The organism is Nitrosovibrio sp. Nv17 (assembly GCF_900119085.1).
Taxonomy (GTDB): domain Bacteria; phylum Pseudomonadota; class Gammaproteobacteria; order Burkholderiales; family Nitrosomonadaceae; genus Nitrosospira.
In genome coordinates this window covers 1-21221 of sequence record NZ_FPIQ01000011.1, presented here as the reverse complement: position 1 = coordinate 21221, position 21221 = coordinate 1, and the positions used below count along the sequence as shown (strand labels likewise).

22 protein-coding genes are annotated in these 21221 nt (G+C 64.1%); 12 read left to right on the top strand and 10 right to left on the bottom strand.

The features are described from left to right. Positions 1-12: 12 nt before the first annotated feature. Together BT108_RS07760 and gloA are read left to right on the top strand one after the other, a co-directional pair. On the top strand, positions 13-201 hold the full coding sequence (locus tag BT108_RS07760) for a rubredoxin (RefSeq protein WP_072293973.1): 189 nt from the start codon (positions 13-15) through the stop codon (positions 199-201). Between the two features lie 5 nt (positions 202-206). Continuing rightward, positions 207-596 carry a lactoylglutathione lyase gene (gloA, locus tag BT108_RS07755; protein WP_072293972.1) on the top strand — a complete coding sequence of 130 codons (390 nt, stop codon included), beginning with the start codon at positions 207-209 and terminating at the stop codon, positions 594-596. Between the two features lie 38 nt (positions 597-634). Here gloA and BT108_RS07750 read toward each other — a convergent pair whose 3' ends face one another. From BT108_RS07750 to purM, 5 genes are all read right to left on the bottom strand, one after another. After that, positions 635-1933, bottom strand: coding sequence for a mechanosensitive ion channel family protein (locus BT108_RS07750; protein WP_072293971.1), 1299 nt, complete (start codon positions 1931-1933; stop codon positions 635-637). Positions 1934-2006: 73 nt separating this feature from the next. After that, positions 2007-3269 (bottom strand): RsmB/NOP family class I SAM-dependent RNA methyltransferase, encoded by a 1263-nt coding sequence (locus tag BT108_RS07745; protein ID WP_072293970.1) that lies wholly within the window; start codon positions 3267-3269, stop codon positions 2007-2009. 46 nt (positions 3270-3315) lie between these two features. Further along, positions 3316-4071, bottom strand: a complete 756-nt coding sequence (locus BT108_RS07740) for a DUF3108 domain-containing protein (RefSeq protein WP_072293969.1) — start codon at positions 4069-4071, stop codon at positions 3316-3318. Continuing rightward, positions 4068-4706 (bottom strand): phosphoribosylglycinamide formyltransferase, encoded by a 639-nt coding sequence (gene purN / locus BT108_RS07735; RefSeq protein ID WP_072293968.1) that lies wholly within the window; start codon positions 4704-4706, stop codon positions 4068-4070. The genes BT108_RS07740 and purN overlap by 4 nt, the downstream gene beginning before the upstream one ends. A gap of 7 nt (positions 4707-4713) precedes the next feature. Beyond that, entirely contained in the window at positions 4714-5775 is a 1062-nt protein-coding gene (gene purM, locus BT108_RS07730) for a phosphoribosylformylglycinamidine cyclo-ligase (protein WP_072293967.1), read from the bottom strand. Between the two features lie 109 nt (positions 5776-5884). Here purM and hda point away from each other — a divergent pair, with 109 nt between their 5' ends. The 5 genes from hda to ubiD all read left to right on the top strand — a co-directional run bounded on the left by hda (position 5885) and on the right by ubiD (position 10218). Beyond that, positions 5885-6568 (top strand): DnaA regulatory inactivator Hda, encoded by a 684-nt coding sequence (gene hda / locus BT108_RS07725; RefSeq protein WP_072293966.1) that lies wholly within the window; start codon positions 5885-5887, stop codon positions 6566-6568. Beyond that, a complete protein-coding gene (locus BT108_RS07720) occupies positions 6565-7233 on the top strand; it encodes a histidinol-phosphatase (protein WP_072293965.1) in 669 nt (222 codons plus the stop codon). The genes hda and BT108_RS07720 overlap by 4 nt, the downstream gene beginning before the upstream one ends. A gap of 110 nt (positions 7234-7343) precedes the next feature. After that, a complete protein-coding gene (locus BT108_RS07715; RefSeq protein ID WP_072293964.1) occupies positions 7344-7889 on the top strand; it encodes a chorismate--pyruvate lyase family protein in 546 nt (181 codons plus the stop codon). After that, a complete protein-coding gene (gene ubiA, locus BT108_RS07710; RefSeq protein ID WP_072293963.1) occupies positions 7886-8758 on the top strand; it encodes a 4-hydroxybenzoate octaprenyltransferase in 873 nt (290 codons plus the stop codon). Before BT108_RS07715 ends, ubiA begins: the two co-directional genes overlap by 4 nt. After that, positions 8755-10218 (top strand): 4-hydroxy-3-polyprenylbenzoate decarboxylase, encoded by a 1464-nt coding sequence (gene ubiD, locus BT108_RS07705; RefSeq protein ID WP_072293962.1) that lies wholly within the window; start codon positions 8755-8757, stop codon positions 10216-10218. The genes ubiA and ubiD overlap by 4 nt, the downstream gene beginning before the upstream one ends. Positions 10219-10242: 24 nt before the next feature. Here the strand turns inward: ubiD and BT108_RS07700 are convergent, their stop codons facing one another. The 4 genes from BT108_RS07700 to BT108_RS07685 all read right to left on the bottom strand — a co-directional run bounded on the left by BT108_RS07700 (position 10243) and on the right by BT108_RS07685 (position 13308). Beyond that, positions 10243-10587, bottom strand: a complete 345-nt coding sequence (locus tag BT108_RS07700; RefSeq protein WP_083566305.1) for a Spy/CpxP family protein refolding chaperone — start codon at positions 10585-10587, stop codon at positions 10243-10245. 171 nt (positions 10588-10758) lie between these two features. Continuing rightward, on the bottom strand, positions 10759-11526 hold the full coding sequence (locus tag BT108_RS07695; RefSeq protein ID WP_072293961.1) for a complement resistance protein TraT: 768 nt from the start codon (positions 11524-11526) through the stop codon (positions 10759-10761). Positions 11527-11631: 105 nt separating this feature from the next. Next, positions 11632-11970: a hypothetical protein gene (locus tag BT108_RS07690; RefSeq protein WP_072293960.1), complete on the bottom strand. Its 339-nt coding sequence runs from the start codon at positions 11968-11970 to the stop codon at positions 11632-11634. A 183-nt stretch (positions 11971-12153) separates the two neighbouring features. After that, positions 12154-13308, bottom strand: a complete 1155-nt coding sequence (locus BT108_RS07685; RefSeq protein ID WP_072293959.1) for an NAD(P)/FAD-dependent oxidoreductase — start codon at positions 13306-13308, stop codon at positions 12154-12156. A 280-nt stretch (positions 13309-13588) separates the two neighbouring features. Between BT108_RS07685 and BT108_RS07680 the strand changes: the two genes are divergently transcribed. The 5 genes from BT108_RS07680 (at position 13589) to BT108_RS07660 (ending at position 20781) form a co-directional block, all read left to right on the top strand. Next, positions 13589-14485, top strand: a complete 897-nt coding sequence (locus BT108_RS07680) for a 2-hydroxy-3-oxopropionate reductase (RefSeq protein ID WP_072293958.1) — start codon at positions 13589-13591, stop codon at positions 14483-14485. Next, on the top strand, positions 14482-15936 hold the full coding sequence (locus BT108_RS07675; protein ID WP_072293957.1) for an FAD-linked oxidase C-terminal domain-containing protein: 1455 nt from the start codon (positions 14482-14484) through the stop codon (positions 15934-15936). Before BT108_RS07680 ends, BT108_RS07675 begins: the two co-directional genes overlap by 4 nt. Positions 15937-15980: 44 nt before the next feature. Continuing rightward, positions 15981-17063: a glycolate oxidase subunit GlcE gene (gene glcE / locus BT108_RS07670; RefSeq protein ID WP_072294037.1), complete on the top strand. Its 1083-nt coding sequence runs from the start codon at positions 15981-15983 to the stop codon at positions 17061-17063. Positions 17064-17091: 28 nt separating this feature from the next. Continuing rightward, positions 17092-18381, top strand: a complete 1290-nt coding sequence (glcF, locus tag BT108_RS07665; RefSeq protein WP_072293956.1) for a glycolate oxidase subunit GlcF — start codon at positions 17092-17094, stop codon at positions 18379-18381. A gap of 105 nt (positions 18382-18486) precedes the next feature. Continuing rightward, positions 18487-20781, top strand: coding sequence for a DNA translocase FtsK (locus BT108_RS07660; RefSeq protein WP_072293955.1), 2295 nt, complete (start codon positions 18487-18489; stop codon positions 20779-20781). A 94-nt stretch (positions 20782-20875) separates the two neighbouring features. On the opposite strand, the gene BT108_RS07655 is transcribed toward BT108_RS07660, so the two are convergent. Next, a partial coding sequence (locus BT108_RS07655; RefSeq protein ID WP_304528468.1) for a methane monooxygenase/ammonia monooxygenase subunit C occupies positions 20876-21221 on the bottom strand: 346 nt, incomplete at its 5' end.

Sequence of the window (21221 nt, the reverse complement as noted above, 5' to 3'; positions counted from 1 at the left end):
ATCGCCGCGATCATGACCACCACAGAAACCCGCGCCTTTCGTTGCTATATGTGCCTCATCTGCGGGTTCATATACGACGAGGCACAGGGCTATCCGCAGGAAGGCATCGCTCCTGGGACGCGCTGGGAGGACGTGCCCATGAACTGGACCTGCCCGGAGTGCGCCGCCCGCAAGGACGATTTCGAACTGGTGCAGATCTAGACTAGATGCGCATCCTGCACACAATGCTGCGCGTCGGCGACTTGGAGAAATCCCTCGCCTTCTACGAGGAGGTTCTGGGCATGCGGGTGTTGCGCCGCAAGGACTATCCGGAGGGAAGGTTTACCCTGGCGTTCGTCGGCTACCAGGACGAGGCCGAGGGCAGCGTGCTCGAACTGACCTATAACTGGGATGTGGAAAAATACGACATGGGCGATGGATACGGCCATGTCGCCATAGGCGTGGAGGATGCTTATGGCATGTGTGAGGAGGTGAAGCGGCGCGGTGGGAAGGTGACCCGCGAGGCCGGGCCGATGAAGCATGGTGCCACGGTGATTGCATTTGTCGAGGATCCCGATGGGTACAAGATCGAGTTCATCCAGAAAAAGACAGGATGAAAGCCCGGCAATGCGGCGCGCATGCCAGGAACGCCACGTCAGACTTCCCCATCATCGGGGCGGACGAGGCGCACCTCCTGCTGCGGAAAAGGAATCTCGATGCCATGCTTCCTGAATTCCGACAGGAGTTCAAGACTCAGGTCGTTGCGTAGCGCGAGGATCCCGCCCTCCGGGTCCTCCACCCATACGATCAATTCCAGATTGATGCCGCTCTCGGCGAATTCCTTGAGAGCCACCTCCGGTGCCGGGCGAGCCAGGATCTGGCTTCGTTTCCGTGCTGCCTCCAGCATGAGGTCCATGGCCGTTTCGACCGGACTCGAATAGCTGATCTGCACCGGGAAGAGCAACCGCAGGCGGTGATCCGAATAGGTCTGGTTGACGACGGTCGAGGTGACGAAAGTATCGTTGGGGATCAGGGCCTCCGTCCCGTCGTCCATCCTGAGCACGACGTAGCGCGTCGTCAGCGTGGTGACCTGGCCCTTGCGGCCGTCTACCGCCACCACGTCGCCGATGTTCAAGGAGCGGTCCAGAAGGATGATGAAGCCGCTGATGTAGTTGCTGGCGATCTTCTGTAGGCCGAATCCCAGACCGACACCGAGCGCGCCGCCGAATACCGACAGCACCGTGACATCCACCCCGATCATGGGCAACGCGACCAGTATTCCCAGGAAGACCAGCAGGGTACGGATCATCTTCGACACGATCACCCGATGATGCATGTTCAGGGCGGTGGCGAGCATGATGCGCGTCTCGAACGTGCTGGCCAGCCACAGGGCCAGCAGCATGCTGGCCGTGAATGCCAGGATGCCCTGCGCGATCATCAGCACCGAGAGGCGCTGCGTGCCGACGTGGAAGGAGATGTCGTCGAGAAAGGCGAGGATGCCCGGGAGCAGGCCGACGACGTGCAGTACCAGCGCGATCCATACCGTCCAGCCGATGAAATGCTCCCAGGGACGCAGCCAGCCCTGTCCCGAGAATACGCGGCGCAGCACGTAGACGGCGGCGCGCACCAGCACCAGCGCGAACAGCAACGGGATGGCGATGTTGAGCAGGTGGGTGGAGTACCAGTGATTGAGGGCACCCTTGCCCGTCATCACGAGCGCGAGCAGCAAAAGGGGAAACAGCAGCTGGCCCAGGCTGCCCGCGCCAATGGCGAGCCCGGTGTCGGGATGCGTCTGCGGGACCAGGTGCCGCTTGAACTGGTTGTGCAGCAGCCACGTCAGTCCCAGGCTCGCCAGGAGGACGGCAAGCTGCCACAGGACGCTGACCTCCTGCGCGTCGTCGATCAGGTTGTACAGCAGGCTGTGGATCTGGATGTCTGGGCGTGGTGGCGTCATCGGCGGTTCGGGTAGGCCGGGCACGTGGGGCCGGGTACTGGGCGGAACCGGTGCCACAAAGCCGTGGTGGCCGCTAGGATGCGGGCACGCGCTCCATCGCGGCGGCGAAGAAGCCGTCGGTGCCGTGGGAACCGGGCGACAATTGCAAGTATACGCCGGTATCGAGCGGGATTTTTTGCCGCAGCAGGATCTCTGCGCAGTTCAGGCGTCTGAATCCGGGATGATCGGCCAGGAAGCGTTCCACGATCTCCTGGTTTTCCTCCGGCAGGAAGCTGCAGGTGGCGTAGACCAGCCGGCCGCCCGGCTTGAGCAGGATTGCGGCGGAACGCAGGATGGCCGCCTGTTTGCACTTCAGTTCGTCGATGTCTGGCGGCAGCTGGCGCCATTTCAGGTCCGGATTGCGACGCAGCGTTCCCAGCCCGCTGCAGGGAGCGTCCACCAGTACCCGATCGATCTTGCTGGCGAGGCGCTTTACCTTGATATCGTTTTCGTTGGCGATGCGCTGGGGGTGCAGATTCGACAATCCCGAGCGCCTGAGACGCGGTTTCAGGTTGTCCAGTCGCCTAGCGGAGACATCAAAGGCATAGATCCGCCCATGAGAGCGCATCAGCGCGCCCAGCATCAGGGCCTTTCCGCCCGCTCCGGCGCAGAAGTCCACCACCATGTCGTGGCGCCCGGGTGCGAGCAGGTACCCCAGCAGCTGGCTGCCCTCGTCCTGCACCTCGACACTGCCCTCCAGGAACAGCGCGTGGCGGTTGAGTGCGGGCTTGCCGGCCAAACGGATGCCGACGGGCGAATACGGAGTGGTTGTACCTGCGATGCCCTCTTCGGCGAATCGCGCGAGCACCGCATTCCGCTCCGCAAGCAGCGTGTTGACACGCAGGTCGAGTGGTGCTGGCTGTTGCAGCGAGCGTCCCAGATCGAGGATGTCGTCATCCGTCATGAAACCGCGCAGCCGGTCGACCAGCCAGTCTGGAAACTCCGCCTGCACCGCCAGTGGCTGCGCCGCCGGATCGGCCTTCTTGACCTGGGCCAGCCATTTGGCCTCGGCCTCGCTGACGAGCGGCAGCAGTTCACGCAGATTCATGCGCCCGAATCGGGCGAGATAGGCGAGCAGCAGCGACCGCGGAGTGGGTATGCCGCACAGGCTGTCGAGGAACCTGCGGTGACGCAGGATGCCGAATACGCTTTCTGCGGCAAACTCCCGGTCATTCCCTCCCAGCATCCGATGTTCGCGAAAAAAGCGCCGCAACGTGGAGTCGGCAGGGTATTCCAGCGGCAGCACGGCACGCAGCGCGGTGGTGGCCATCTCCAGATGGACCGGGGTCAGGCGCATGGACACGGCATGGCAGGGCTGCCATGCACGGCGTGGACTGAGGGGTTCAAGGCGCCGCCTGGAGGCGCCCCTGTCTCAGATCGGCGGCGGGTTCCCCATAGCTGATCCGGGTCACCATCTGGTCGGTAACAATACCCATTTTTTCCTCAGTGACGATGCGCACCGGAAGCATGTGATGGTCAATGGCAAGCCAGATCTTGCGGTCGCGTTCGCCCTCGGCCGCGGTGAGCCGGGTAAGCGTGAAGGTCTCCAGCCTGCCCATCGGCGTGTCGATGGTTTCCCGGCCCACCGCATAGCGCATCGATTCCAGCCGCCGTCCGTCGGTGACATGCAGTTCCAGCATCTTGCCGGGCGGTGGGGAAAAGATGAAGCTGTAAGGCAGGCTCAGCTTATCCTGGATGTCGGTGGGGAGGGTTTTCTTCTCTTCTCCACGCTTGTGCTGCAAGGTCAGCAGCGTCCTGTCCCAGTCGAAAATGGCCACCTTCGGAATATTCCTGCCGTGGCGATCGGAGAACCGGCCGGGACGCAGGATTCCCGCTTCCGTGATGCGCCCGGTGCTGTCCAGCAGGATGGGATCGGGCTGCGTCAGGACCAGCAAGCCCTTGGCGCGCGCCTCGCTGCTGATGGCGTAGCTGCGTATCCCGTTTTCATGCCGGATTCTCAGCGTATTGTTCACCTCTCCTTCCAGGCTGCCGGAGGAGATCGAGTAGCGGATATCGACCCGCTCCGGAAATTCCGCGGTCGAGGCGAGCGGCGCGAAACAGGAGAGTCCCAGCAACAGGGCGAGGGTGGCGGTTTTCATGTAGCGGATTCCGGTGAATTCAAAGTGTCGTCCGTGGCCATGGCGCCCGCCAGCCGCACGCGGCCGTCGACGATGCTCAGACGGCCCTGCAGGAACCAGCGTACCGCTTCCGGGTATATCCGGTGTTCCTGGCGCAATACCCGTGCTGCCAGCGTGTCCGGCGTGTCCTCCGGCCACACCGGCACCGCGGCCTGAGCGATGATGGGTCCGTGATCCACCTCGGGTGTCACGAAATGCACCGTGCAGCCATGTATCCTCACGCCTTCCCTGAGGGCTCTGGCGTGCGTGTCCAGACCGGGAAAGGCGGGCAGCAGAGAAGGGTGGACGTTCATCAGTTTCCCCTGGTAGCGCTCGACAAAGGCGGTTCCCAGGATGCGCATGAATCCCGCGAGCACGATCAGATCGGGAACACAGGCATCGATCGCTTCCGCCAGCGCGGCGTCGTAGGCCGCCCTGTCCAGATATGACCGCGGATCCACCACTTTTGTTTCCAGTTCGTGCCTGCGGGCGATTTCCAGCCCCGCTGCATCCGGCCTGCTGCCGATGACGGCGGCGATTCGTGCCGGCAGCCGGGCCTCGAGCAGCGCCTGCATGTTGCTGCCGCGTCCGGAAATGAGAATCACGAGGGACGGCATGGCAACTTCAGCGTTCTATGCTCACCCGGGCCTCTTCCGGATGGCGGCGGCGGATCGTGCCGACCTGCCGGACGTCCTCTCCCTGCGCTCGCAGTATTCCTATGGCGATGTCGGCCAGATCCGGAGCGACGACCAGTATCATGCCGATACCGCAGTTGAACACCCGGTGCATTTCTTCATCCGCCACGTTGCCCTGCGCCTGCAGCCAGCGGAAGAGCTGAGGGACTTCCCAGGCCTGCCGCCACAGCACGGCACGTGCGTGTTCGGGCAGGATGCGTGGAATGTTTCCCGTCAGGCCGCCACCGGTGATGTGCGCCAGCCCCTTGATGGGCAGGTGCCGCATCAATTCCAGGACGGGCTTCGCGTAGATGCGGGTCGGCGCCATGATGGCGTCCAGGAACGGGACGCCATCGAGATCGGCGGGTGGATTCGCGGTACTCTTTTCCATGATCCGGCGGATCAGCGAATAGCCGTTGGAGTGCGCGCCGCTGGAGGCGAGCCCGAGCACCGCGTCGCCTTCCTGGATCGCCGTGCCGTCGATGATGCGTTCCTTTTCCACCACACCCACGGCAAAGCCCGCCAGATCGTACTCGCCTTCCGGGTACATATCCGGCATTTCGGCGGTTTCGCCACCGATCAGGGCGCAGCCGGCTTGCTCGCATCCGGCCGCGATGCCGGTGACGACCCGGGTGGCGATATCCACATCCAGCCTGCCGCAGGCAAAATAGTCCAGGAAAAACAGGGGTTCGGCGCCCTGCACCAGGATGTCGTTGACACTCATCGCCACCAGGTCCATGCCGATGTGGTCGTGTCGATCCAACTGGAACGCCAGCTTCAGCTTGGTGCCGACGCCATCCGTGCCGGATACCAGCACTGGATTGCGGTAGTGGCGGGAGATTTCGAAGAGGGCTCCGAAGCCGCCGATGCCGGCCAGCACACCGGGACGCAGCGTGCGCTTGGCCAGCGGCTTGATATTTTCCACCAGACGATCGCCCGCTTCGATGTCCACGCCGGCATCGCGGTAGGAGAGCCGAGTGGTGCCGGGATTTCCGGGAGGGAATGCGGTCAAGTTGAGTTCTCGCTCGGTTGCGGATAAAGTGAAAAGGCGGGGTCGATTCAACGTTATGGGGTTGCGAACGCATTCCGGTTCGTACGGTCTTTATTATATAGGTTTGCCGATGAAACAAATGGCTCTGGACATCGTGCCTTCGCCACCGCCCACATTGGAGAATTTCGTGGTGGGACGCAATGCCGAGGTGATGCAGACCCTGAAAGGCGTCCTGGCGGGGCGGGAGCAGGAGCATTTCATCTACCTGTGGGGCATGGCGGGATGCGGGAAGAGCCATCTGTTGCAGGGGGCGGCCGCATCCTGCGCGGGCCGGGGCATGAGCCTGGAATACTTTGCATGCGATACGGATACCCGGTTCCTCGCGGATTCGGTTCCCGACTGCATTCTGGTGGATGATGTCGAACGTCTGCCCCCTGCTGCACAGATCGATCTGTTCGGTCTCTATAATTGCATTCGTGACGAAGGCCGTACGCTGCTCGTGGTGAGCGGCGCCGCTGCGCCTGCGCAGCTGCGGCTGGTCATGCGCGAGGATCTGGTGACGCGCCTGGGATGGGGCCTGGTATACCAGGTGCATGAACTTACCGATGAAGAAAAGGCACAGGCCATGAAGAATCACTCCGCCAGCCGCGGGTTCGATGTGCCGCAGGAAGTATGCGACTATCTGCTGCGCCATGGCCGGCGCGATCTGCCGGCCCTGGTGGCGACGCTGGACGCGCTCGATCGCTACTCGCTGGCGAGCAGGCGCCGAATCACTCTTCCGCTGCTGCGGGAGTGGCTGCAGGCGGCCTCATGAAGCTCGCCCTGTTCGATCTAGACAATACGCTGCTGGCCGGAGACAGTGATTTCGAGTGGGCGCAGTTCCTGATCGAGCAAGGGGTGCTCGACCAGGAGGTATACGAGGCCCGCAACGTGGAATTCTACGAGCAGTACAAGGCCGGCACCCTCGACATCCACGAATTCCTGGATTTTCAACTGAAGCCCCTGTCGCGCCATCCTCGTGCGCAACTGGAGGACTGGCGCCGCACGTTCATGGAAGAGCGGGCCCTGCCCCTGATCGCGCCTGGTGCGCGCGAACTGATCGAAGGGCACGCCCTGGGCGGCGATCTGTGCATCGTCATCACCGCCACCAACAGTTTCGTGACCGCGCCCATCGTCCAGGCGCTGGGCATTCCCCACCTGATCGCCACCGAGCCGGAGCAGGATGCGGAGGGGTTCACCGGTCGGGTATCCGGTGTGCCCTGCTTCCGGGAAGGGAAGATCGCACGATTGGAAGCCTGGCTGGATCGCCACAATCTGACCTGGCTCTCGTTCCTGGAGAGCTGGTTCTACAGCGATTCGCTGAACGACCTGCCGCTGATGGGGAAGGTGACCCATCCCGTCGCCGTGGATCCGGACGCCACGCTCAGGCGCCATGCGGAGCAGCGCGGCTGGCCGATCATCAGCCTGAGACGATCCTGACGCCGCACGGACGCCCGGGGTGCCTTCAAGGGATGTGTTGCCCGGCCGATCAGGGGAGGGAGGATTCAGTCGTGCCGGATTATGCGGCATAATTCATCTTTTTCGACTTGATGAATGCTGCCTTCCCGTACAGCTGGCATCCTGATCCCCTGCCGCGCTCTGCCGCCGCTCGCGGCTGGTTGCAGAACCGCGGCTCGCTCACGCGGCTCATCCAGCAGCGCTGCCGCGGGGATTTTCACGTCAGGCCCGTGTTCCAGTCGCTGGGCGTGGCGTGCGAGGACGAACGTGACGTCATGCGCCTGCGCCGCAACGAGTTGGCGCTGATCCGGGAAGTCTACCTCTACTGCGGCGAGACGCCGGTGGTGTTCGCGCACTCGGTAGTGGCGAGGCGCGATCTTCGCGGCGCATGGTGCAGGCTGCACGGGCTCGGCAGCCGTTCGCTCGGCACGGTGCTGTTCTCCAATCCCGTGATCGAGCGTACGCCGCTGCGGTTCAGGAAGCTGACCGCAGCCCACCCGCTTTTCCACCGCGCCTGCCGGGAGCTGGTGGTACGCCCTTCGGGCCTGTGGGCGCGTCGCTCCCTGTTCGCTCTGCGGGGACAGTCCATACTCGTCACCGAAGTATTTCTCCCCGCCATACTGGGCCTGACATCATGACGCTGGCGCAGCGCCTGGGACACTACGAGAAGCTGATGCGGCTGGACAAGCCCATCGGCATACTGCTGCTGCTGTGGCCGACGTTGTGGGGACTGTGGCTTGCAGCCGACGGCGTGCCCGACATGAGTGTACTGGCGATATTCCTGGCGGGCACGGTGCTGATGCGCTCTGCCGGATGCATCATCAACGACTATGCCGATCGGGACTTCGACGGGCACGTCGAGCGCACCCGCGCCCGGCCGCTGGCGGTGGGCGCGGTCGGCACCACCGAGGCGCTGTTGCTGGCGGCGGGACTGAGCCTGTGCGCGTTCATCCTGATCCTGCCGCTGAACCGATTGACACTCGAGCTTTCGGCATGTGCCCTGTTCCTGGCCGCAAGCTACCCCTACACCAAGCGCTTCTTCGCCATGCCGCAGGCTTACCTGGGCGTTGCCTTCGGTTTCGGCATTCCCATGGCTTTTGCGGCGCTGACGGGATCGGTGCCGTTTCTCGCCTGGATGCTGATGGCGGCCAATCTGCTGTGGGTGATCGCCTACGATACCGAGTACGCCATGGTGGACAAGGCGGACGATCTCAGGATCGGCATCCGGACGTCCGCCATCACCCTCGGACGCTTCGACGTGGCGGGGGTGATGGCGTGCCATGCCGTTTTCCTGGGAATCATGGTGGCCGTGGGCTCGATCCGGGGGCTGGGGGTCGCGTACTACGCGGGGCTGGCGCTCGCGGCGGGATTGGCAGCCTACCAGTACCGTCTGATCCGCAATCGCGAGCGGGAGCGCTGCTTCCGGGCCTTTCTGCACAACAACTGGGTGGGCGCGGCGGTATTCGCCGGCATCGCGCTGGACTATCTGACGGGTACGATACCGTGAAGTACAGGGATCTGCGCGACTTTGTCGCCCAACTTGAAAGCCAGGGGGAGTTGAAGCGGGTCGCTGCGGAGGTCGATCCCCATCTGGAGATGACCGAGATCTGCGACCGGGTGCTGAAGACGGGCGGCCCCGCGATCCTGTTCGAGCACCCCAGGCACCACGCCATTCCGGTGCTCGGCAACCTGTTCGGCACGCCGCGGCGCGTGGCTATGGGGATGGGGCAGGCGTCGGTGGCAGCGCTGCGCGAGGTGGGCAAGTTGCTCGCCTACCTGAAGGAACCCGATCCGCTCAAGGGCCTGAGGGACGCGTGGGATAAGCTGCCCGTGCTGAAGCAGGTGCTCAACATGGCGCCCAGGGTGCTGACGCAGGCACCCTGCCAGGAGGTCGTGTGGGAGGGGGGCGACGTGGACCTGGGCAGGCTGCCGATCCAGACCTGCTGGCCCGGAGACGTGGGACCGCTGATCACCTGGGGGCTGACCGTCACCCGCGGACCGCACAAGACGCGGCAGAATCTCGGGATTTATCGGCAACAGGTCATCGGTCGCGACAAGCTCATCATGCGCTGGCTGGCCCATCGCGGTGGCGCGTTGGATTATCACGACTTCTGCGGCGCTCATCCGGGGCAGCCCTATCCCGTGGCGGTGGCGCTGGGAGCAGATCCGGCCACCATGCTCGGCGCAGTGACGCCGGTGCCGGACAGCCTGAGCGAATACCAGTTTGCCGGCCTGTTGCGCGGGGCGAAGACGGAGATCGTCAGGTGCCTGAGCCACGACCTGCAGGTTCCGGCCAGCGCCGAGATCGTTCTCGAAGGCCACATCCATCCCGGCGAGACCGCGCTGGAAGGCCCTTTCGGCGACCATACCGGGTACTACAACGAACAGGAGGTCTTCCCGGTGTTCACCGTCGAGCGCATCACCATGCGGCGCGACCCGATCTATCACTCCACCTATACGGGCAAGCCTCCGGACGAACCCGCCGTCCTGGGTGTGGCGCTCAACGAGGTGTTCGTGCCTCTGCTGCAGAAGCAGTTCACGGAGATCGTCGACTTCTACCTGCCCCCGGAAGGCTGCTCCTACCGCATGGCGGTGGTCAGCATGAAGAAGCAGTATGCGGGCCATGCCAAGCGGGTCATGTTCGGCGTGTGGAGTTTCCTGCGGCAGTTCATGTACACCAAGTTCATCGTTGTCACCGACGACGACGTCGACATCCGCGACTGGAAAGAGGTCATCTGGGCCATTACCACCCGTGTCGACCCCGTGCGCGACACCCTGATCGTGGAGAACACACCCATCGACTATCTCGATTTCGCCAGCCCGGTGTCCGGGCTGGGGGGAAAGATGGGCCTGGATGCGACCAACAAGTGGCCCGGCGAGACGAACCGGGAGTGGGGAAGGCCGATCGCGATGGACGCGGCGGTCAAGGCAAAGGTGGACGCAATCTGGGGGGAACTCGGGCTGTAAAGCGAAGGGAGCGCTTCCCCGCTTCTATCTCTTCTGCTGACCCTTCGCGCTTTCCTTCATCTTCTGCTCCAGCTTCTTCATCTGCTCGGGTGTCAGAACCTTCTCGAGACCTGCCCGGGTTTCCTCCTGCACGCGCTGCAGCTTCTGCTTCTCTTCCTCGAAGATGGCCTCCACCTTCTTCCTTTCCGCCTCGAACAGCGCCTCGACCTTCGATCTCTGGTCGGCGCTGAGTCCGAGTTCCTTGCTCATGCGCTCCAGTCCCTTCTTGCTGTCCGCCGCATCCTTGGGAGGGTGTTGCGCGTAGCCGCCACTGGTAAACAGGCAGAGGGCCAGGGCCGCAATCACACTGGAGAGGGGTGCGTTCATCATATGCTCCGATCGGTTGCATGGGAATATGCGTCGTCCCCACCTGCGGACCCGGATCGGCGGCCTGCTGCGGGGAGGATGCCAAGGGCCGGCATGCTGGAGACGTGTATAGAGAACATGGCTCTGATCGCGAGGCAACGGATCAAGGCCATCGTCCCTGGAAACGGCGAAGGATCAGAACAGCCCGGAGATCGAGCGTGTCAACCCGGCGGTCAGATCCGGCGCGGCCTCTTCGTACTGAAGGTTGACCTTGTTGGCCGTGCTGACCACTCGGGTGCGGTACTTGTTCATGTCGCTGACCTTGGTGGAGGTCTGCCTTCTCGACCCGCCCACCCCCTGCTTGGCGTCCTGCTGGTTGTCCTGGCGGATGATGACCCCATCCTCGGCGCGCTCCGCGATTTCGACATCGGTGATGGCCATGAACAGCACGTCCTTCACCGCCGCGCCCGCGATCGTATCCGCGATGCCGAAGGCCGCTGCGCCCGCCAGTCCGCCGATCCCCGCGCCGCCCCAGCCGCCTAGCGCGGCGCCGGTCGCAGCGCCCACCGCCGCACCCGCGAGGGTGGCACCGCCGTAGCCCGCCCTGAGGGCACTCTCGGCCGCCGTCGGGCTCGCCTTGTCCACGCTCAGGACGTTTACCTGCAACCAGTAGTGGGCTTTCTTCGGATCCTGCAGGATTTTGTAGCCCTTGCCTTCCAGCACCCGCGCAACGGGGCCCGCGATGTCGAAATTGGTCTTGTCGGACGTATTCCGGATGTTGAGGTAAATGGTTTTCTTGCTGGGCTCGACCGGGTCGAGGAAGATGGTATCGCTCATCTTGGTCTGGACGTCCAGATCCTTCTTGGCGATCGAGGTGTGCACTGCGGCACACCCGCTCAATACCATGGCGAACACCATGGCCCCCGCCAGCGCCAGGGTGCGCTTGCTGTATGGGTGAATCATTTTTTTCTCCCTTTTATTGATGGCTGATGTTCGGCGACGTCTTCAGGAATACCGGCATTCCCGGCCGCCGCAAGTTCCGGCCGGAACTTGCGGCGGCCGGCGGGATTACCACCAGCCGCGGTAGTACGGATTGTAGTAACCGCCGTAGTATCCACCATAATACGGCCGGGCATAATGTCCATAGTAGCCGAATCCGCCGAGGATCGGTATGTTCGATCCGGGATAGCCGGGCGACTTGGTCGGCGTCGCCCTTTTCGTGGCGGCGTCGAGCGCTGAATTGAGCGTGGCTTCGTCGGCAACGCTGAAGGGCCGGGAAATCGTTTCCTGGTTGAATTGCCTCTGGATATCCGCCTTGCTTTGAGCCCATGCCGGCGCGCCGAGCATCGATGCCGATGCAACAAACAGAAGGCCGTAAGAAATATTGTTTTTAAAGATTGTTTTCACTTGACACCTCCATTCACATGCATGCTGGATTCCAGCAAATCGATTATATAGAATTTTCGATGGATCGTAAATTTTTTGATGGGCTTGCTCCTCCTGTTGATAAGACCCGGCAAGGGCGAAAGCGTTCTCGCCGAATCCCGGCGGAGCGCATGGGAATTCCTAGATGGGGCGCGGGATTCCGCGTCACGCCATCACGGGGGGGAGTTGTGCGCTCAACTGGTTCTTTTCGCCGGTGGCTGCACCCAGCAGCGCATATCCCAGCAGCCTGTCCTCCAGGTCGCGAAACAGGGCCTTGACGCCGTCTCCGCCTTCCTCCACCGACCATTCTCCGGGGATGTGCGCGTCTGCAGGCGAAACGACCGCCGCGCAGGCGGGCGTCTTGACCACCACGGGCATGGCGGGATACCGCACCGGCGTCGGGGTGTGCGCGAGCGTTGCCGCCAGTCCGCGTGCGGCGTGCATGATGGGCATGACGAAGGGCAGCACCCTGCCTTCCACCTCGGCGCAGTCGCCAAGCGCGTAGACGTCCGGGTATCGGGTCCGCAGGAAGCGGTCCACCACGATGCCGCGGTTCACCTCGATCCCTGCCGTTCGGGCCAGGGCGGTACGGGGCCGCAGGCCGATCGCGGAGAGGACGACATCCGCGTGAATCGCGGTGCCGTTGTCGAGTGTCAGGAGCAGGCATTCGGCCGCACGCTCCATGCGCCGCACCGTCGTCTCCAGATGGAAGGTGATGCCGATCGCCTCCAGCCGGTTTCTCAGGTAGGCTCCGCCGAGCGGGGGCAGGAGTCGCCCCAGCGGCTGGGCTGCGAGATCGATCAGGTGCACTCGATAGCCCGCCGCCGCGAGGTCGTTGGCAAATTCGCATCCGATCAGTCCCGCGCCCAGGATGGCGACCTCCCGTTTTCCTTGCAAGGCGTTGTGCAGACGCCGGTAGTCGTCAAGATCGTTGACCGACAGGATTGCGTCGGCGCCGTCTCCTTCCAGCGGCAGGCGGATCGGATCGGCGCCCAGCGCCAGCACGAGCCGGCCGTAGCGGAGCGTGTCGCCGCTCTGCAGGACGATGCGGTGCGCGTCCGGCTGCAGGGCGACGACACGGGTGTGCGGGCGAATGTCCATCTTCAGTTGTCCGGCCATCTTCTCGGCGTCGGCATTGAGAATGACCTGAGGCGTTCTGCCCGATGCCAGGGCATTCGACAGCATGGGTTTGGAATAGAAGCCGGCATGATCCGCGGAAATCATCTGCATCGGGATGCCGGTGTCGAGCCTGCGCAACTCCCGGGCCGCGGTATACCCGGCAAGCCCGCTGCCGATGATGACGATGGGGTGCGGATTCAATGCCCTGCCTTGCTGGAACGGAAAAACAGCGGGACCTGGATCGGGTCGCCGCGCAGGTCATGGAATATGACGTCGCCGGGAAATGGCATGTCGGTATGACCGGCATCCGCCATGGACGCCTGATCGCCTGAAAAAGTCGAATGATAAGACATTTCCGGTGCGCCACTGGCGTTTTCGAAGTCCGATACGGCATACTTCGGGTCATGCCGCCGTATCGCAGGCGAAATTTGCCGGCGTGGCGGAGATGCGTGAGAAAATCTGCTGACGGGATCGAAACGGGATGGATATCGGCTTCATCGGGCTGGGCACCATGGGCAGGCCCATGGCGGAACACCTCATCGCGGGCGGGCACACGTTGTTCCTGCATAGCCGCAGCGGCGTGCCGGAGACGCTGCTGTTGCATGGCGGCCGGGCCTGCGCCTCGCCTGTAGAGGTGGCGCGTCGCGCCGATCTGATCGTGACCATGCTGCCCGACACTGCGGATGTGGAGCGCGTGCTGTTCGGCGAGGAGGGCGTGGCGCATGGCCTGAGTCCCGGCAAGACGGTGGTGGACATGAGCACCGTTTCGCCCGGTGCGACCCGGGAATTCGCGGCGAGAATCGGCCGGTACGGCTGCAGTTACGCCGATGCACCGGTATCGGGGGGTGACATCGGCGCACGGAACGCCACCCTGACCATCATGGTAGGTGCCCCACCGGAAGTGTTCGAGCGGATGAGGCCGATTCTGGCGTTGCTGGGCAGCCGCATCACCCGGATCGGCGACTGCGGTGCCGGTCAGACCTGCAAGCTTGCCAACCAGATCGTGGTCGTGCTCACCATCGAGGCGGTCGGCGAGGCGCTCCTGTTTGCCTCCCGGGCAGGCGTCGATCCTGCCCGCGTGCGCGAGGCCCTGCTCGGGGGATTTGCCGCATCGCGCGTCCTCGAGGTGCACGGTGAGCGCATGCTCCGGCGTGCGTTCGATCCCGGTTTCCGGATCGAACTGCATCGCAAGGATCTCGCGCTCGCGCTTTCGGACGCGCGCGCACTGGGTCTCAATCTTCCCAACACGGCCGCCACCCAGGCGCTGCTCGACGCCTGCATGGCCTGTGGCGGCGGAGGGTGGGACAGCTCGGCGCTGGTGAAGGCGCTGGAGAGGGAGGCAGGCCATGAAATCGGCACGCCGTCCCCGATGCCATGAGCCTTGCCGAGCTGGTTGCCAGCCTGCGAGCGGTGTTGCCCTGCGACGCGGTGCTGCATGAGATCGAGGATCTGAGGCCCTACGAGTGCGATGGACTGTCGGCGTACCGGCAGCTGCCCATGGCCGTGGCATTGCCGCAGGATGAGGCGGAGGTGGCGGCGGTACTCCGGATCTGTCATGCACGGAAGATTCCGGTCGTGGCGCGCGGCGCGGGTACCGGCCTGTCGGGAGGGGCGCTGCCCCATGAGCAGGGGGTACTGCTGTCGCTTGCCCGGCTGAAGCGCATTCTCGAAGTGGATCCGATAGCGCGCACCGCCCGCGTGCAGCCAGGGGTGCGCAATCTCGCCATCAGCGAGGCGGTCGCGCCATACGGCCTCCACTATGCTCCGGATCCCTCCTCGCAGATCGCCTGCTCCATCGGCGGCAACGTGGCGGAGAATTCCGGGGGCGTACACTGCCTGAAGTATGGGCTCACGGTGCACAACATCCTCGGGTTGCGGGTGCTGACCATGACGGGCGCGATTCTGGAGGTCGGCGGAGCGTGTCTTGATTCTCCCGGCTACGATCTGCTGGCCCTCATGACGGGCAGCGAAGGCATGCTGGGAGTGGTCACCGAGGTGACGGTGAAGCTCATTCCCCGGCCGGAATGCGCGCGGGTGGCGATGGCTGCGTTCGACGACATCCGCAAGGCGGCGGATGCGGTGGCAAGCGTGATCGGCGCGGGCATCATCCCGGCCGGGATGGAAATGATGGACGGCGTCGCTGCGCGCGCCGTGGAAGCCTATGCGCACGCCGGCTACGACCTCACCGCCGCCGCGATCCTGCTGTGCGAGGCGGACGGCGCGGCGGAGGAGGTCGAGGACGAGATGCACCGGGTCGAGCGGATCATGCAGATGAGCGGCGCGGTCGATGTCAGGCTGTCCGGCAGCGAGGCGGAGCGGCTCAGGTTCTGGGCCGGCCGCAAGGCGGCATTTCCGGCGGCGGGACGCATTTCTCCCGATTACTACTGCATGGATGGCACCATTCCCCGCAACCGGCTGGCGGAGGTACTGGGCGGAATCGAGGCGCTTTCCGCCGAATACGGCCTGCGCTGCATGAATGTCTTTCACGCCGGTGACGGCAACCTGCATCCGCTCATCCTCTATGACGCCAGCCGGCCCGGCGAACTGGAGCGGACCGAGCGCTTCGGCGCGAGGATCCTGGAGATGTGCGTGCGCGTCGGGGGTACCATCACCGGGGAGCACGGCGTGGGCATTGAAAAGATCGACCAGATGTGCGCCCAGTTCGGGCCGGGGGAGCTGGAAGCGTTCCACGCGGTCAAGGCAGCTTTCGACCCGGATGCACTGCTGAATCCCGGCAAGGCCGTCCCCACTCTGCGCCGCTGCGCCGAGCACGGCGCGATGCACGTACACGGGGGCACGGACAGGTTTCCGGGGCTGCCGAGGTTCTGAGGGTCGTTCATTTTCAATTTTTTGCGTGGTCTGGCATGGGGCAGGTGCAGCATCTCATCGACGAGTTCAGGGACGTCCTCCGCACTGCGGCAAATGGCGGAGCGCCGCTGCGTATCCGCGGGGGAGGCAGCAAGGACTTCTACGGCAACCGTATTCCAGGGGTTGATGCCCACATGCTGGAGGCGGGAGGGCATGCGGGGATCGTGGAGTATGAGCCCACCGAACTGGTGGTCACCGCGCGCGCAGGGACCCGTCTGGCGGATCTCTCGGTCGAGCTGCGTGCCTGTGGGCAGATGATGGCGTTCGAGCCGCCCCACTTCGGGCCTTCCGCGACGCTGGGCGGTTGTGTCGCAACGGGATTGTCGGGTCCGCGCCGGGCGTCCGCCGGTGCGGTGCGAGACTTCGTGCTGGGGGTGCGCATGCTCGATGGCCGGGGAAACGACCTCCGTTTCGGCGGGCGGGTCATGAAGAACGTAGCGGGATACGATATTTCGCGCCTGATGGTGGGATCGATGGGTACGCTGGGACTGTTGCTGGAGGTTTCCCTCAAGGTGCTGCCGCTCCCGCCAGCGGAAACCACCTTGTGCTGGGAGATGCAGGAGGCCGAGGCGATCGGTCGGATGAACCAGTGGGCGGGCAGGCCCCTGCCTGTCTCGGCGACCTGCTTCTGGGATGGAGTGTTGACGCTGAGGCTGTCGGGCGCCGAGTCGGCCGTACGTGCCGCGCGAACGAAGCTGGGCGGTGACGAAATCGCTGCTGGCGCGGCATTCTGGGAGTCGATACGCGAGCAGAAGCACGCTTTTTTTCGAGGCGGCGGTACCCTCTGGCGCCTTTCGGTGAAGCCGACGCTACCGCCGCTGTCACTGCCGGGGCCACAGCTGCTGGAATGGGGCGGTGCGCTGCGGTGGTGGCGAGATGGGGGGGGCAAGACCGGGAGCGACGCGCTCGGTGTACGTGCCATCGCAGCTGCTGCGGGCGGGCATGCGACCCGGTTCCGCGGTACCGGAGCGCATGCGGACGCGTTTCATCCGCTAGAACCGGCCATGATGGACATCCACAGGCGCCTGAAGCAGAGATTCGATCCGGCGGGAATACTCAATCCGGGCAGGCTGTACCCTCAATTTTAGACCAGTAGACGGCACATTCAGGCACGACATGCAAACCAGGCTCGCCGATTTCATCAAGGATACGCCGGAAGGACGGGAGGCGGACGAGATTCTGCGCAGCTGCGTGCACTGCGGTTTCTGCCTTGCCACCTGCCCCACCTACCAGTTGCTGGGCGACGAACTCGACAGTCCGCGGGGACGCATCTACCTGATGAAGCAAATGTTCGAGGGCGAGCCGGTGACGCACAGGACGCAACTGCACCTGGATCGATGCCTGACCTGCCGCGCATGTGAAACGGCCTGCCCCTCCGGCGTGCGCTACGGGCGCCTTGTGGACATCGGCCGGGGCATCGTGGAACAGCAGGTCGGGCGTGGCGCGCCGGCGCGGGCGATACGTTATGCGTTGCGCCGCACCCTGCCCGAAGCGGGTGTGTTCGCATCCCTGTTCAAGCTGGGGCAGACCCTGCGCCCCTTGCTGCCGGGCAGGCTCAAGGACGCGGTACCCGCCCCACCGCCGGGGGCCGCCGGGGACTGGCCGCCCGCCCGCCACGCCCGCCGGATGCTGGTGCTGGAAGGCTGCGTGCAGCCGACGCTGGCACCAGGCATCAACGCGGCGGCGGCACGGGTGCTGGACCGGCTGGGCATCTCGCTGATCACGGTGCCGGACGCGGGATGCTGCGGCGCGGTGTCGTACCATCTCAACGCCCAGCACGAAGGGCTGGATCACATGCGCCGCAATGTGGACGCCTGGTGGCCCTACGTCAGCGGCGAGGAGCGGAAGGGCGGCGAAGGGATGGGGCGGGGTGCCGAAGCCATCGTCATGACGGCCAGCGGATGCGGCGTGACGGTGAAGGAGTACGGCCATCTTCTGCGCCATGATCCGGCATATGCCGCCCGGGCGGCGCGTATTTCCGAGCTGTCCCGGGACATCAGCGAAGTGCTCGCCATGGAAGCGGGGCCTCTTGCGGCGCGACTCGCACGCCGCAGGGACGGGGTGCGCGCATCGAAGCTCGCCTTCCATTCCCCCTGCACGCTGCAGCATGGCTTGCGGATTCGGGGCATGGTGGAGAGAATTCTGGACGAGGCAGGATTCGAGTTGACGCACGTGCCGGATGCTCATCTGTGCTGCGGATCGGCAGGTACCTATTCCATCCTGCAACCCGAATTGTCGCAGCGATTGCTGAGAAACAAGGTGGAGGCATTGGAATCCGGCGCTCCCGTGCGTATCGCCACTGCCAACATAGGATGCATGATGCACCTGCGCAGCGGCGCATCGCGGCCGGTCGACCACTGGATCGAATTGCTGGACGAAAGGCTGGCCGATGCTTCTGCCGGATAGCGGTATTCAGGGAGAGGATTGCCGCGGGATTTGCCTGCATGGTCGATATTGCCTATATAATCAATCCATTCGTCGCCCATGCCCGCTTCCCGGCATCTGCCAACCATGAGTTTCGTCAATAAGCCGATGGCAAAAAAACCCGGCGCAAATCCGTTGCCTTCGAGGATCGTCAGGCTGTTGCGCGAGTCCTGGGGGCTCGTTCTGCTGGGGGTGGTGCTCTATCTCGTCCTGATATTGTCCGGATATGACCGCGCCGATCCTGGCTGGTCTCACAGCAGCGACGGTTTTCCACGCAATCCCGGCGGCACCGCCGGTGCCTGGCTGGCGGATCTGTTGCTGTACCTGTTCGGCGTTACCGCCTGGTGGTGGGTGCTGTTCTTTCTATGCCTGACCGTGTGGAGCTATCATCGCATCGACGCCACGGGGGTGTTCGATCGCCGTCCGTTGCTCATCTCGGTGATAGGCTTCATGCTGCTGCTGGCCGCCAGCAGCGGTTTCGAAGCGTTGCGCCTCTATACCCTGAAGGCTGAGCTACCGCAGGCCCCGGGCGGCCTGCTGGGACAGACCCTCAGTGAGGGTCTGTCCCAGACGCTGGGGTTCACCGGTGCGACGCTGGCGTTGCTGGTGCTCATGGCGATCGGCTTCAGCCTGTTCACCGGCCTGTCATGGATACGTTTCACCGAAAAACTGGGTGCGGCGATCGAGGATGGCTGGTTGCTGGCGGGACGCTGCTGGGAAAACTGGCAGGATCGGCGCGCGGGCCTGGTCTCCGCAAGCCGGCGCGATGAACGGGTGGAGGTCGACAAGAAGCGCTTTCACGAACACCCGCCCCTGCACATCGAACCGCCGACTACCGTCATACCTCGGTCCTCGCGGGTGATCAAGGAGAAGCAGGTGCCCCTGTTCGTCGATCTGCCGGATTCGGCGCTGCCGCCGCTGCGCCTGCTGGACGAGCCGCCCGGTGACATGGAGGTGCTGCCGGCGGATACGCTGGAATTCACGTCCCGTTTGATCGAGCGCAAGCTGATCGACTTCGGCGTCGAGGTAAAGGTCATGGCGGCATACCCCGGCCCGGTCATCACCCGCTATGAGATCGAGCCTGCAGTGGGGGTGAAGGGCAGCCAGATTCTCAATCTGGTCAAGGATTTGGCCCGTTCCCTGTCGGTGGTGAGCATACGCGTGGTCGAGACCATTCCCGGCAAGACCAGCATGGGATTGGAGATTCCCAATTCCCGTCGCCAGGTGGTGCGCTTGTCGGAGATACTGGGTTCGCAGGCATACTCAGGCATGGGCTCGCCGTTGACCATTGCGCTGGGCAAGGATATCGGCGGCCATCCCGTGGTGGCGGATCTGGCAAGGATGCCGCACGTGCTGGTGGCCGGGACCACGGGATCGGGCAAGTCGGTCGCGATCAACGCCATGATTCTGAGCCTCCTCTATAAGGCAACGCCCGAGCAGGTACGGCTGATCCTGGTGGACCCGAAGATGTTGGAACTGTCGGTGTACGAGGGCATCCCGCACCTGCTGGCACCCGTGGTGACCGACATGCGGCAGGCTGCAGGCGCGTTGCGCTGGTGCGTGGCGGAGATGGAGCGCCGCTACCGGCTGATGTCGTCCCTGGGTGTGCGCAATCTGGGAGGATACAACCAGAAGGTGCGCGAAGCGGCCCGGGGAGGCAAGCCGCTGGAGAATCCCTTCAGCCTGACGCCGGACGCCCCTGATTTGCTGGAGGAGATGCCTTTGATCGTCGTGGTCATAGACGAGTTGGCGGATTTGATGATGGTGGTGGGCAAGAAGGTCGAGGAACTCATCGCGCGACTGGCGCAGAAGGCGCGCGCCGCGGGCGTGCACCTGCTGCTCGCCACGCAACGCCCCTCGGTGGACGTGATCACCGGGCTGATCAAGGCCAATATCCCGACGCGGGTGGCATTCCAGGTGTCGAGCAAGGTGGATTCCCGCACCATTCTGGACCAGATGGGAGCGGAGGCGCTGCTGGGACAGGGGGATATGCTTTATTTGCCGCCCGGGAGCGGCTATCCGCAGCGGGTGCACGGCGCCTTCGTTGCCGACCAGGAGGTGCATCGCGTGGTCGAGTATCTAAAGGAGCATGGTGAGCCGCGCTATGTGGAGGGTGTGCTCGATTCCATCGATGAAGAGAATGGTGGCGGGTACGGCGAGGGGGGCGGGGCCTCCGAAGGCGAAGCCGATCCGCTGTACGACGAAGCGGTCACGATGGTGCTCAAGACCCGTCGGGCCTCGATCTCGCTGGTACAGCGGCATCTTCGGATCGGCTACAACCGTGCCGCGCGGCTCATCGAGGAAATGGAGCGGGCGGGTCTCGTCTCGTCCATGCAATCCAACGGCAATCGCGAAGTGCTGGTGCCTGCGCGCGGCGACTGAACGGTGCGATGCGTTTTTCTGCTTCTTGAAGGGGAAGGAAACCGCCCTGTCTTCAAGGAAGGCAGAGCGGTTCCGGCAGTGCGATCGTATGGGGTTACGGTACGATCTGGTTGTTGAGGATGACCTTGCTCTGGCCGTTCCAGACGACGTCGGTCAGGTTGGAGTAGCGCGTGATGATCTGCGCTGCGATCCCGCCTGCAAACAGCCCCGACCAGCCCAGGATCACGAAGCCCCAGTGCAGCGGCGCGCTGAACAGTTCTTCCATGAACCAGAAGGCGTGGCCCCATTCGTTCAGGCCTACGTTCGGCAGGATCATGAGCGGGCCCGCGATCGCCATCACCAGCGGGAACGAGGTGCCCCGCGAGTACAGCGGCAGCCGTGTCATGGCGTACAGGTAGCTCGCCACTCCGCAGACGATGTACATCGGGAACGAGCCGTAG